General features: G+C 54.2%; 13 protein-coding genes. 9 read left to right on the top strand and 4 right to left on the bottom strand.

The genetic code is table 11. The features are described 5' to 3' along the window. Positions 1–14 precede the first annotated feature (14 nt). The 9 genes from fliD to ACF8D4_RS11590 are packed head-to-tail and all read left to right on the top strand — an operon-like array spanning position 15 to position 6,762. Positions 15–1,352, top strand: coding sequence for a flagellar filament capping protein FliD (fliD, locus tag ACF8D4_RS11630; protein ID WP_071237320.1), 1,338 nt, complete (start codon positions 15–17; stop codon positions 1,350–1,352). An 11-nt stretch (positions 1,353–1,363) separates the two neighbouring features. After that, positions 1,364–1,744: a flagellar export chaperone FliS gene (fliS, locus tag ACF8D4_RS11625; RefSeq protein WP_025009148.1), complete on the top strand. Its 381-nt coding sequence runs from the start codon at positions 1,364–1,366 to the stop codon at positions 1,742–1,744. Continuing rightward, positions 1,737–2,078, top strand: a complete 342-nt coding sequence (locus tag ACF8D4_RS11620; protein ID WP_045283780.1) for a hypothetical protein — start codon at positions 1,737–1,739, stop codon at positions 2,076–2,078. Before fliS ends, ACF8D4_RS11620 begins: the two co-directional genes overlap by 8 nt. Then, complete coding sequence (locus tag ACF8D4_RS11615) at positions 2,075–3,307, top strand: flagellar hook-length control protein FliK (RefSeq protein WP_345852309.1); 1,233 nt, start codon at positions 2,075–2,077, stop codon at positions 3,305–3,307. The genes ACF8D4_RS11620 and ACF8D4_RS11615 overlap by 4 nt, the downstream gene beginning before the upstream one ends. A gap of 21 nt (positions 3,308–3,328) precedes the next feature. Next, positions 3,329–3,766: a flagellar basal body-associated protein FliL gene (gene fliL / locus ACF8D4_RS11610; protein ID WP_037474831.1), complete on the top strand. Its 438-nt coding sequence runs from the start codon at positions 3,329–3,331 to the stop codon at positions 3,764–3,766. A 22-nt stretch (positions 3,767–3,788) separates the two neighbouring features. Then, complete coding sequence (locus ACF8D4_RS11605) at positions 3,789–4,499, top strand: RNA polymerase sigma factor FliA (protein WP_044736031.1); 711 nt, start codon at positions 3,789–3,791, stop codon at positions 4,497–4,499. Positions 4,500–4,514: 15 nt separating this feature from the next. Further along, positions 4,515–5,372: a flagellar motor stator protein MotA gene (gene motA, locus ACF8D4_RS11600; protein ID WP_025009154.1), complete on the top strand. Its 858-nt coding sequence runs from the start codon at positions 4,515–4,517 to the stop codon at positions 5,370–5,372. Next, positions 5,372–6,340, top strand: coding sequence for a flagellar motor protein MotB (locus ACF8D4_RS11595; protein ID WP_221060392.1), 969 nt, complete (start codon positions 5,372–5,374; stop codon positions 6,338–6,340). Before motA ends, ACF8D4_RS11595 begins: the two co-directional genes overlap by 1 nt. Beyond that, positions 6,340–6,762: a hypothetical protein gene (locus tag ACF8D4_RS11590; RefSeq protein WP_208125286.1), complete on the top strand. Its 423-nt coding sequence runs from the start codon at positions 6,340–6,342 to the stop codon at positions 6,760–6,762. The genes ACF8D4_RS11595 and ACF8D4_RS11590 overlap by 1 nt, the downstream gene beginning before the upstream one ends. 1 nt (position 6,763) lies before the next feature. On the opposite strand, the gene ACF8D4_RS11585 is transcribed toward ACF8D4_RS11590, so the two are convergent. The 4 genes from ACF8D4_RS11585 to ACF8D4_RS11570 all read right to left on the bottom strand — a co-directional run bounded on the left by ACF8D4_RS11585 (position 6,764) and on the right by ACF8D4_RS11570 (position 12,576). Continuing rightward, positions 6,764–7,195 (bottom strand): thioesterase family protein, encoded by a 432-nt coding sequence (locus ACF8D4_RS11585; protein ID WP_107110827.1) that lies wholly within the window; start codon positions 7,193–7,195, stop codon positions 6,764–6,766. 173 nt (positions 7,196–7,368) lie between these two features. Further along, a complete protein-coding gene (gene mtnC / locus ACF8D4_RS11580; protein WP_208135095.1) occupies positions 7,369–8,049 on the bottom strand; it encodes an acireductone synthase in 681 nt (226 codons plus the stop codon). Positions 8,050–8,288: 239 nt separating this feature from the next. Next, positions 8,289–11,420 carry an efflux RND transporter permease subunit gene (locus ACF8D4_RS11575; RefSeq protein WP_025888418.1) on the bottom strand — a complete coding sequence of 1,044 codons (3,132 nt, stop codon included), beginning with the start codon at positions 11,418–11,420 and terminating at the stop codon, positions 8,289–8,291. Positions 11,421–11,436: 16 nt separating this feature from the next. Next, positions 11,437–12,576, bottom strand: a complete 1,140-nt coding sequence (locus tag ACF8D4_RS11570; protein WP_025009159.1) for an efflux RND transporter periplasmic adaptor subunit — start codon at positions 12,574–12,576, stop codon at positions 11,437–11,439. Positions 12,577–12,789 lie beyond the last annotated feature (213 nt).

Genomic DNA, 12,789 nt, shown 5'->3' with positions numbered 1-12,789 from the left:
ATGAGGAGTTGAAAATGATTTCCGGAATGAGTGGTGCCCAATTCGCGCAGCAGCTGATCAGTGCCGAGAGGGCCGGTAAAGACAATCTCTATCAAAGCAGCAAGACGGGCTACCAGAAACAGTTGGATGCCTACACCTTGCTGGATAAGGGGCTCGATCGTCTTAACAGCAAACTGACAACCCTGGGGACCGATGCCTTCAAGGGCAATATCGCCGAGGTCACAGATGAAAACATCTATGTCAGCAGCTCGGCCAAGGCGCCGCAGGGGAATTTTCAGCTGTCGGTAGAGCAGTTGGCTCAGGCACACCAACTGGTCAAGCCCTTTGCATCGGAAGATGCCACTCTGCCGGCATCCGGGGTTATTCAGATCAGCATGGGTGGCAAGAGCATGAGTGTGGATCTGGCCATGGTTAACAGCGGTGGCAGCGTTTCTGTCAGTGAGCTGCGGGATATGATCAACCAGCATCCCAACAACCCTGGCGTGCAGGCTAGCCTGGTACGCACCGGCGGCCAGGTGCAGCTGATGCTGACCTCGAAGGAAACCGGCAAGGCCAACAGTATTAGTATCAGTCTGGATGGTGCTGACTGGGGCATGGTCGAGACTCAGGCTGCTCAGGATGCCAAGGCTACGCTCAATGGCATGAGTATCACCTCGGCCAGCAACATGCTGACTCAGGTTGTGGACGGGGTGGATATCGAACTGCGTAAGGTTCATGAAGCCGGTGACAGCAGCAATATCAGTATCAAGGCGGATCAAGAAGCCGGCAAAGAGGCAGTTAAAGCCTATGTGGATACAGTCAATGAACTGCTGCGGCAGATAAGTCAATTGACTCGAGGCCTGGGGGTTGATGCCCTGGATGACTCGAAAGACAAGGACGACAAGGATAGCAAGAGCAGCAAGATAGATGAGAGTCAGCTGGGGATCCTCAAGGGTGATACCAGCCTGAGAACCCTGCAACAAAGGCTGCGTGAGCTGAGTTTCCAGGCTGCTCCCAATGGTTTGACTCTGGCCGACGCCGGTATCGAACTGACCCGTAATGGTGAGCTAAAGCTGGATGAGAAAAAGCTGGAAAACGCCCTGAAGACCCAACCGCAGGCGATCAGTGATCTCTTCGGAGCCAAGGGCGGCATGGTCGATAAGGTTCAGGAGATCACTAAACCTTATACCCGTTTCGATGGCTATATGGATATGAAGAAGAACAACCTGAAACGCCAGTTGGACCGGGTCGAAGACAATATGGAACGCCATAACCGTATGATGGAACAGCGTTATCAGATCTATCTGAAGCAGTTCACCGCGATGGAAACCACCATCAATGAGTTGAACAGCGCCAGTGGATTGTTTTACTGAGGAATTATTCGATGTTTTATGAGCAGGATCCTTTCAGCGGCTACCGTCAGGCCAGCTTGGATGCCCGGGCTGCGGCGGCCAACCCCCATGAGATGGTGCGTATGTTGCTGGATGGCTTACTGGATGAACTGGCCAGAGCCTCGGGGCATATGGAACGCAAGGCGTTTGAGGCCAAGGGCCAGAGTATCAACAAGTGTTTGAATGTGATCCATGGGCTTGATGTGTTGTTGGACATTGAAAACGGCGGCGAAGTAGCAACCAACCTCAACCGTCTCTATGACTATTGCAGCCGTCAACTGGTTAGCGCCAGTGTCGAAAATAACCCAGAGGCACTGCAACCTGTGGTGCAGGTTATTCAACAGATTAGGGAAGGTTGGGCCCAACTTGAGTGAGTCTGTGATAGCCCGCTGGCAAGCCTTGGGACAACGCCTGCAACAGCAGGCAGCGGCCGAAGACTGGCAGGGAGTATGCCGGGTCAACCGGCAGATGATCCAGTTGCTCAGGCAGCAGGGAAAGCCCCGTTCTCAGGCTGAGTTACAGGCGCGCAAACAGTTGGAGCTTTGTCACTCGCAAGTGATGCAACAGCTGCAAACCAAGAGTGAATCGCTACAGCGGCAGATGCAGCAACTGCTGGCACAACAAGAGGGCATGTCCGCCTATCAACTGACCCAACTCAGCCAACCCGAGTTTCAAGAGGGAAACATGAGTAAAGGAGACCTGTATTGAGTATTGCGCTGATCCCGGCGCTGGCTGAAACGCCGGCGAAAAAAGTGCCCTTGTCCGCTCACCCGGACAGCAGTGGCAGAAAGGACTCTTATCGGCAGGAAGAACAGTCTCTTTCTCAGGCCGCGACTCAGCCGGCCAACTCCACAGCTTCCGGTATGAATGCCAAAGCGCAGGGTGCTCAAGAGAAGGGCTCTCAGGTAAAGACTACTCAAGGGCAAAGCAGCACAGTAGAGGATAGGGAATCAGGGACAGAGTCGGCAGGCGAGATGCAGGCCAATACTGTGGTGGCGCAGGAACTCTTGCCGCCTTTGATGCAGCCAACTGCAATCCAAGTGACCACTCCGCCAGGAGCACCCTTGGCGCAATTGCAGGGCCAAGGTCATGGTGAAAATACAGTGCCACCTTTGGCCGGCATCACGGCGCAGGGCATTGTGGGCACGCAGCAAACCAATCTGTCACTGGCAGGCATCAGCCAACCTGTGGCAGCGAACCCGCTCAATGGTGAGGGCAGAGGTGCGGGTGATATGCGGGGACAAAGCCTGCAATTGGCCGCCGCCTTCCCTCAAGCGGCTACTCAAGTTTCGAGTGCGGCAACTGAGGCCAAAGGCACGCCTTTTCTGCCCGTTGGCACCATGGCGCAGACCGCCATGCCGTCGCAACAGCTAACGGTCAATGCCGCGGCGCAGCTGGCGGCCTGGCATGCAGATCCTTCCAGCAAGCCTGTGGCTGAGCTTGGTCTGCAGCCGGAGGTTGCCGCATTGACAAGCGAGCGCCCGGGCGTGAGCCAGTGGGGCCCCTTGCCTCTGAGCGCTCAGGGAACTCAGGTGCAGCATGCCAGAGAGCTGTTGCTGCCACTCAGAGATCAACTGCGCTTTCAGATAGATCAACGCATTCAAACCGCCGAGCTGCAATTAACCCCTCCCGAGCTTGGACGGATAGAACTGAACATTCGCCTCGACGGTGACCGGCTGCATATTCAGATGCATGCGGCCAACAACCATGTGCGCGATGCTCTGCTCAGCGGCCTGGAACGCCTGCGCAGTGAACTGGCCATGGAACACAAAGGCAATATTTCCCTGGATGTAGCCACCGACAGCGAGCGACACCAACCTGAGCAGGATGCCAGAGAAGGGTATGCCGGCGCGATCGCTTCATCCCGGGTGGACGAAACCAAAGGTGACACAGAAGCCGAGCGCAGACGCGATAGGCAACTGAACCTACTGGCCTGATGATAGAGATGAAAGATTGATATGAAACGAAATTTACTCATAGTTGCGTTACTTATTCTGGCCACTGGAGGCGGTTTTTTCATCGGCCATCAGCCGCCCGCATGGTTGGGGAAATGGTTATCGGCGGAAGAAGAAGTGCAACCACAGGCCAGTTTTTACCCGCTGGATAAGATGATTATTTCGGTACCGGGTGATGAATATCCCCACTACCTGTTGCTTGAGCTGGCGCTCAAGTCCCGCAGTGACAATGCGGCCCAGGAGATCAAGGCTGCCGATCCACTTATTCGCAACACCATGATGCGAATGTTCAGCAGCAAGTCTTTCAACGTGCTGAATCAACCGCAGAATCTGGAAACGCTGCAACTGGAGGCCAGAGAATCCCTGATCAAGGTGCTGACCAAAGATCAATTTACTCTGGATATTGAAGAGGTCCTGTTCACCCGTATGGTCATCCAGTAAAGGAGGCGCCTTGGACAGTGAGATGACAGCCTATGATTTGGGTTATCAGGCGTATGGCAATGAGCGGCAATCCGAGCAGGCGTTGTTACATCAATATCTGCCCTTGGTAAAACGCACAGTTTGTTCCCTCAAGAGTCATTGTGGCCCGCTTATCGGCCAGGAGGACATGGAGCAGATAGCTCTGATGGCCCTGCTGGAGGCTGCCCGGCGCTATCCGGGTGAATATGATGCCGGCTTTATCTCCTTTGCCGGCCAGAGGATCCGTGGCGCCATTCTCGATGAACTGCGGCGCCTGGATTGGCGGCCACGCTCGGTGCGCCAGCAGGCACACTCATTCAACGATGTGGTCAGGCAGTTGACCCGGGAGTTGGGCCGTTACCCGAAAGACAGTGAAGTCACTGCAAGAATGGGCCTGACCCAGGAAGAGTACCGGGATTACCTGCATGCAACCCTGGCAGAATCCATGACCAGTTTGGATGAGATGCTGGGAGAGGGGTTGTCACTGGGCGGTCAGGACAAGGAAATTGTCGATTTTGAACGCAATCAGCTGTTAATTGCGGCAATCAAGCAACTGAGCAACAGAGAACAGGTAATTCTGTCGCTTTATTATCAGCATGAACTCAATCTCAGAGAGATTGCAGCCACCCTGGGGTTAACCGAAACCCGGATATGTCAATTACACAAGGTTGCCGTGCGCCAGTTACAGGCGATTTATCGGCAGGCTCAACTCTGATTTGGAAACCTGATAATGAGTAAGTTTGTTGGTTTAATGGTGATTTTGGTGTGTGTCTTCGGCGGCTATGCCTGGGCCGGCGGCAATCTGCTGGCCTTGTGGCAACCGGCAGAAATCCTGATCATCCTAGGTGCCGGCATCGGCTCTTTGCTGATTGCCAACCCCCGCGCTGTACTGGTGGAGCTGTGGCAGCAGTTGCGCCAGATCGCCAGACAGGATACTCCTGAGCCGGAACTCTACCCTCAGCTGTTTGGCCTGATGAACATGCTGATGGCGCAGATCCAATCCCAGGGGATGAAGGTGCTGGATGCCCATATCGAAAATCCGGACGAGAGTTCGTTGTTTTTGATGTATCCGGTGGTGCTTGAACACCCTCAGTTGCTGCAGTTTTTGGTTGATAACCTGCGCCTGCAGTCGATAGGTAAAATCTCTCCCCACGACCTGGAAATGATACTCGAGGAAGAGATCCACAGAATCGAAGAAGACAGCCTGCGCCCCTCGCTGGCACTGGGACGAATCGCCGAAGCCATGCCGGGATTCGGTATTCTGGCGGCTGTGATGGGGATCATCATTACCATGTCCAACATTGATGGCCCCATCAGCCTGATCGGGGTCAAGGTAGCGGCTGCTTTGGTGGGCACCTTTATTGGGATTTTCGCCTGTTATTGCTTGCTCGAGCCGTTGTCAAAGGCGCTGGAACATCAAGTGGATCGGCAGATCAGCCAGCTCAAGTGTATTGCCGCCATGCTGACGACGTTCGCCAAGGGCAAACCGCCGATACAGGCGATAGATGCCGGCCGCAAACAGATCCAGACCGAGAGCCGTCCCAGCTTTGTGGAATTGGAACAGATACTGACAGAACAGAGAAGTTAATGGCACCAAGACAGGAAACTATCATTGTCCGTCGTGCTCGGGCGGGCAAACAACACGGTGCTCATGGTGGCGCCTGGAAGGTCGCCTTTGCCGATTTTACCCTGGCAATGATGGCGTTGTTTTTGGTGCTGTGGATCATGCAGGTGGCGGATCAAAAAGAGCGGGAAACCGTGGTTAAGTACTTGAATGGTGAGTTGTATCCCTCCGGCGATATCAACCCTTTCGATCTGCGTAACATCCCCTCGCTCATCGATCTGCAAGGGCAACCCAGTGTGCAGCAACCTGTGGTTCCTACCCCGGCCAGTGGTGATGAGATGCGTGGCCCTGCGCTGCGCACCCATGTACCAGAAGGCAAGTGGCAGCCCAAGGCCGGTATGGGGCCCAAACTAAATGCCATTATCCCAGGCGAGTTCGCCACTCAGGTGCAACTGGAAGTGTTGGCGCGGCAGATCCAGCGGGTCGTCGACCAGGCGGGTATGGGTAAAAACGTTCAGTTGGACGCAGTGCCTCAGGGAATAAGGATCCGCATTCACGACAACAATGAACAGTCAATGTTCAAAGTGGGCCAGGCGCAGATGCGGCCCTATTTTGAAGATCTGTTGTTGGCCTTGGCGCCTGTTTTGCAACAGGTTAAAAATCAACTGATCATCTCTGGCCATACCGACTCGCTGCCCTATGTCGGTCGCAGTTATACCAATTGGGAGTTGTCCAGTGAAAGGGCGCTGATCGCCAGACAAACCATAGAGTTTGGTGGCGTGCGTCAGGGGCAGATTCTTCAGGTTAACGGCATGGCCGACCGGGTGCCCTTTATCAATAATGAGCCCTTTAACCCGGCCAATCGCAGAGTGGAGATACTGATCCTCACCAAGGAAGCCTCCGAGCAGATCCAGAGCCTGGCAGGCGGAAAGGCACTCTTTGAGGCCAATGAGGCGGCCCGCTTTAATCAGCCAAGGGACAGGTACCAGTGATGACGGACAATAGCAGTGACGAGGCGCAGCGACGCGAGCATTTGCGTATCAGCCTGAGGCTGGGTAATGACGCCGACTTCCTGCTCGACTGTGATGGCATGACGGTGCAACTGGGACACTGGCACTGGTGGCGCCCCGGCAAGCTGGGGCTTGGAAATATCAAAGATATCAGCCGCGGCGGGGTTGGTTTGATCTCCGCCTGCCGTTTGCATCAGGGCATGAAACTGAAATTGCTGCTGAACGATGACCTGATGTTACCCATCAGCATAACCCATGGCCGACAGTTGTACGGTCCACTGTGGTTTTACGGCGGCCGTTACCTGGAACTGTCGACAGAAGATCTGTACCGGGCACTGCGTTTGGTACAGCAGCACAGGCGCAAACTGCGACAGGGCTGGCGCCAGCCTGTTCTCGAGCCCTGACTTAAGCTTCCTGGCTGTGTTGCCTGAGAATCGTCAGCAGTTCCTGCGGTAGTTTGGCCTTGGTGCCTTTCTTGAAATCGTACATGACGGCGACAGAGCTGCCTGTAGTGGTAATGGCTCGCTGCGCCTTACTGTACGCCTCGTAATGCATGGTAAACCTGTCTTCACCTATGTCGCTTATTCTGATGCCTATCAACAGGGTATCCGGGTAGGTGACCGGGCGCTTGTACCTGGCCTGATTCTCACTTATTACCGGCCCCATTCCCTGTTTGTACATCTCACCCAAGGGAAAATGGCGGTTGAAGAAGTCGATTCTGGCGGTCTCAAAGTAGCGGAAATAGACCACATTGTTGACGTGTTGCAGGGCATCCATTTCGCCCCAGGCCACCGGGATTTGTGAGTGTTGTGGGTAACGCTGAGTAAAATCTTCCATATTTAAACGACCGTTTTATTTTTGTTGGCTCAGGATAACAACAGCGGCTCTCTGTCTCAAGAGGGGAACTACATTCCGTACAGGCGTTGGTTTTCCGGGATACGAAATAGGTGTTGTAAACAATAAGGGGAGCCATTGGCTCCCCTTGATTTAGCGGCTAACTCTGCTTGTTATCAGTCAATCTTCAGCTCGGCGAAACTCTTCACCTGCCGGAAATCGCCTGTGCGTTGTCCGGCCTCTCGTACCATTTGGCAGGTGATCAGCCCGGCAGCGGCAGCGGCCTTGAGTTCGTCCACCATGTCGGAGACAAACAGTATCTGCTTGGGGCTCAGACTTATGGTGTTAATGATGTTGCAGTAGGCTTGCTTATCCAGCTTGCCGCCGGTGCGGGTATCAAAATGACCGTTGAACAACTCGGTCAGATCGCCGCCGTCACTGTGGCTGAACAGTAACTTCTGGGCTTCCACTGAGCCGGAAGAGAAGCTGTATATCCTGAGTCCCTGAGCCTTGTATTCCTTGATGGCTTTAATGAAGTCAGGATAGATATGACCGGTGAACTCGTTCTTGGCATAGCCCTGTTTCCAGATCAGGCCCTGCAGCGTTTTCAGCGGCGTGGCCTTGCGGTCTTCGGCAACCCACTGCTGGAGTATTTCTATTACCCGCGGCAGATCGGCATCCGGCTCCAGCGCCATCTCTTTGGTGTCGCTGATACAGTTTTCTACCAGGATATTATCTTGATAGCGTTCCAAAAATTCCGGCAATGCCTTGGCCGAATAGGGGAAAAGCACATCCTGAATAAAGTTAAGATCTGTCGTAGTGCCGGCGGTGTCGACGACTATGGCTCTGATACCCATAAGGTGAATTACTCCAAAAAGTGCTGTTTTCTGTGCAGATCCTAAGCTTTATTGGCGCGCTTGACCAGCTTCTTTAACCCTTTGTTTCCCTCCAATTTTACATTTTGGGCGGCATGCCAAGCCCAGAGGCCGGATGTGAGGTATGCAGCTGTTAAGTGATTGAAGCTCAATGGAGAAGTAGCCTGCTGCAGACAACAAAAAGCCCGGCACAGAGGCCGGGCTTTGAGGTGACAGGCGAATTACTCGGCCTGTTTTCGCAGTTTGCGTTCTTCGCGCTCACGCTTACTGAACATGCGCTCTACCACCACGAAGAAGAGTGGGATAAAGAAGATACCCAGGAAGGTCGAGCTGATCATACCGCCCAGTACCCCGGTACCAATGGCGTTCTGACTGCCTGAACCCACGCCGGTACTGACGGCCAGTGGCACAACCCCGAGGCCAAATGCCAGCGAGGTCATCAGAATTGGCCGCAGACGCACCCGCACCGCATGCAGTGTCGCGTCAATCAGCTTGGCACCCTGCTCATAGTACTCCTTGGCGAATTCCACAATCAGAATGGCGTTCTTGGTCGCCAGACCCACAGTAGTCAACAGACCCACTTGGAAGAACACGTCGTTTGGCAGGCCGCGGCCATTCATGGCGATCAGGGCACCGATAATACCCAGAGGCACCACCAGAATTACCGCGAAAGGCACAGACCAGCTTTCATACAGGGCCGCCAGTACCAGGAATACCACCAGAATCGACAGCGCGTAGAGCGCAGGCGCCTGGTTGCCTGACAGACGTTCCTCGTAGGAGAGGCCGTTCCATTCGATACCAAAGCCTGGAGGCAGTTGGTCAACCATGCCTTCCATGATGTTCATCGCTTCACCGGTACTGAAGCCTGGAACTGTCGCACCCTGGATGTTCATCGCCGGCAGGCCGTTGAAGCGTTCCAGACGTGGTGAACCATACTCCCAGCTGCCGGTGGCAAAGGCTGAGAAGGGCACCATGTCTCCCTGGGTGTTACGCACATACCAGGAGTCCAGATCTTCAGGTTGCATCCGATACTTGGCATCGGCTTGAACATACACCTTCTTCACCCGACCACGGTCGATGAAGTCGTTGACATAGGAGCCACCCCAAGCGGCAGAAAGCACGTTGTTGACATCACCTATGTTGACACTCAGCGCACGCAGCTTGGCATGATCTATGTGTAGCTGATACATGGGCGCATCTTCCTGACCATTGGGGCGTACACCCACCAGGTTGGGATTCTGAGCCGCCATGCCCAGCAGTTGGTTACGGGCCTGAACCAGCTTTTCGTGTCCTTGACCATTCTTATCCTGCAGGAAGAGGTCAAAACCGTTGGCCGTACCCAGCTCAATTACCGCAGGTGGTACGAAGGCAAACACAAAGGCTTCTTTCATCTGGCTGAACACCGCCATGGCGCGGCCGGCAACCGCCTGAACATCACTGCCTGGAGCAGTACGCTCAGACCAGTCTTTCAGTCCGACGAAGGCGATACCCATGTTCTGACCCTGACCGGCGAAACTGAAGCCTGCCACACTCAGAACTGATTTGACGTTTTCGTCTGCCAGGAATTGATCCGAGACCTTCTCCAATACCTTCAGGGTACTTTCCTGAGTGGCGTTGGTTGGCAGAATCGCCTGGGTAAACAAAATGCCCTGATCTTCGTCCGGCAAGAAGGCGGTTGGCATGCGGATAAAGATCCAGCCTACGGCCACAACCAGTGCCAGATAGATGGCACTCATACGTACCGAACGTTTGATGATGCCGGCAACAGTACCTTCGTACTTACCCGTCATGCGCTCGAAGTTGCGGTTAAACCAACCGAAGAAACCGGTTTCTGCGTGGGTATGCCCTTTCTTCAACGGTTTGAGCATAGTGGCACAGAGCGCCGGAGTCAGTACGATTGCCACCAATACCGACAAGGCCATCGCCGATACGATAGTGATGGAGAACTGACGGTAAATAACCCCGGTAGAACCCGACATGAAGGCCATAGGTACAAACACAGCTGACAGTGTCAGACCGATACCCACCAGTGCGCCGGTGATCTGGCCCATGGACTTCCTGGTCGCTTCTTTGGGACTAAGTCCCTCTTCCGACATCACCCGCTCAACGTTCTCCACCACCACAATGGCGTCATCCACCAAGAGACCGATAGCCAGTACCATGGCGAACATGGTTAGGGTGTTGATCGAGAATCCGGTGAAGGACAGGATGGCGAAGGTACCCAGCAAAACCACAGGCACGGCGATCGTTGGGATCAAGGTGGCGCGGAAGTTTTGCAGGAACAGATACATGATGACGAACACCAGTACCACGGCTTCCAGCAGAGTATGAACCACACCTTCGATAGAGTTCTTCACGAAGGGGGTTGTGTCATAGGGATACACCACCTGCATGCCGGCCGGGAAGAAGGGACGCATCTCTTCGACTTTGGCGCGAACAGCTTCGGCAGTATCCAGCGCGTTGGCACCGGTAGCCAGCTTGATTGCCAAACCTGTAGCGGGGCGACCGTTATAGAGTGACTCAATGGCGTAACTCTCGGAACCCAGCTCAACCTTGGCAACATCGCCCAGATAGACGTTGGCGCCCGAGGCGTTGGACTTGAGGATGATGTTGCGGAATTCCTCAGGCGTCTGCAAACGGCTCTGGGCCGAGATAGTCGCATTCAACTCCTGGCCTTGAACCGCAGGGGCACCACCCAGCTGACCGGCAGAAACCTGGGCGTTTTGTTCTCTGATCGCGGCGATCACGTCCAGAGTCGTCAGGTTGTAGTTGGTCAGCTTCAGTGGGTCGACCCAGATACGCATTGAGTACTGGGCACCGAACAGGGTGGTTTCACCCACACCGGGCACACGACTCATGGGGTCCTGAACGTTGGAACCTACGTAATCGGCGAGGTCGGCCTTGGTCATGGAGCCGTCTTCAGAAATAAAGGCGACTACCATCAGGAAGCCGGAGCTGGATTTGTTAACCCGGACACCTTGAGCCGTTACTTCCTGAGGCAGCAAGGCCATGGCGGCCTGCAGCTTGTTCTGAACCTGAACCTGGGCGATGTCGGGATCAGCTTCGGCGTTAAAGGTCAGAGTGATTTCGGCGTTACCGAAGCTGTCACTGGTGGACTTGATATAGCGCAGGTGGTCTAGACCTGTCATGCGCTGTTCAATCACCTGGGTCACAGAGTCTTCAACAGTTTTGGCCGACGCACCTGGATAGTTGGCAGCAACCACAATGGTTGGCGGCGCTATATCCGGGTACTGGGAAACCGGCAGGGCCTTAATGGCCAGGACACCTGCCAGCATGATAATAATCGCGATCACCCATGCGAAGATGGGGCGATCGATAAAGAAACGTGCCATAACTTCCGCCCTGTTATTACTGGTTTGCTGTCATGGGTTTAGCCGTCACTGGCATGCCTGGACGGATTTTCTGCAGCCCTTCGACAATCAGTTTGTCACCAGGCTTGAGGCCATCGGTAACCCGCCACTGGTGATTGATGACATCGGCAGTCTTGATCACCCGAGCTTCCACCTTGTTTTCGGCGCCAACCAACATGGCCACAGCTTCACCCTTTGGATTACGGCTGATAGCCTTTTGCGGTACCAGAATTGCTTGAGGATCGACACCTGTGTTGAGAATGGCGCGAACATACATACCTGGCAGTAGTGTGTGATCCGGGTTCGGGAACTCGGCTCTCAGAGTCACAGAACCTGTGCTCTGATCGACACTGACTTCGGCAAACTGTAAGCGACCCTTGTGATCATAAGTCGAGCCATCTTCCAGCAGCAGAGTCACTTCAGCATCATCGGAAGCCTGTAGTTTGCCGGCTTTCAACATGCTCTTGAGACGCAGCATCTGGGTGCTGGACTGAACGATATCCACATTGATGGGATCCAGTTGCTGGATGGTCGCCAGAGGTTGAGCCTGGTTGGCGGTCACCAGAGCACCGGCAGTAACGCTGGACTTACCGATACGGCCGGAGATAGGCGCCTGTACTTCGGTATAGTTGACGTTAATGGTTGCAGTATTGATGGCCGCCTTGGCCACTTCCACCGCCGCCAGCGCTTCTTTATAGGAAGCATCTGCCTTGTCGTACTCTTCTTTACTTATGTACTTGGTCTTGACCAGTTCCTGGTAACGGGCCTGAGTTGCCTTGGCGGACGCCAGAGCCGCTTCGGCGCGGGCCAGATCGGCTCTGGCACTCTGCAAAGACGCCTTATAAGTAGAAGGGTCAATCTGATACAGTGACTCACCCTGCTTCACATCTCCACCTTCGGTAAAGCTGCGTTTCAGAATGATGCCGTTGACCTGAGGCCGAACTTCGGCTTCAAGGAAAGCTACGCTGCGCCCAGGCAGTTGCACTTGCAGTGCCTGCGGAGCCGACTTGACTTCGAGGACACTGACTTCCATAGCGGGGGCCGCCTGATTGCTTTTGGCTTTTTCAGCTTCCGACCCACAGGCCGTCATCCATAACGCCATACTTACAACTGAGGCAACTTTTAATACATGCCGCATGATAACTCCTAATCAGTATCTGCTTGCCGGGAAGGAAAAATGTCTTGTACGACAGGCTTCCTGGCGCAGTTAGCCAGCAAAATTTTCGAACCCATATTTATCGCACAAGCATTCTGTATCAACAAGCTACAGGATAAGCGAAAAGTGTAAATGAATGAAAATTTTTTAATCAATAAACGACACTATTGCCATTTATTTACATTTAGTTGTGAG

It is taken from the genome of Shewanella sp. YQ_9 (genome assembly GCF_043103185.1).
Lineage (GTDB): Bacteria > Pseudomonadota > Gammaproteobacteria > Enterobacterales > Shewanellaceae > Shewanella > Shewanella algae.
The sequence above is the reverse complement of the archived record's forward strand: the minus strand, read 5'-3'. Positions and strand labels throughout refer to the sequence as shown.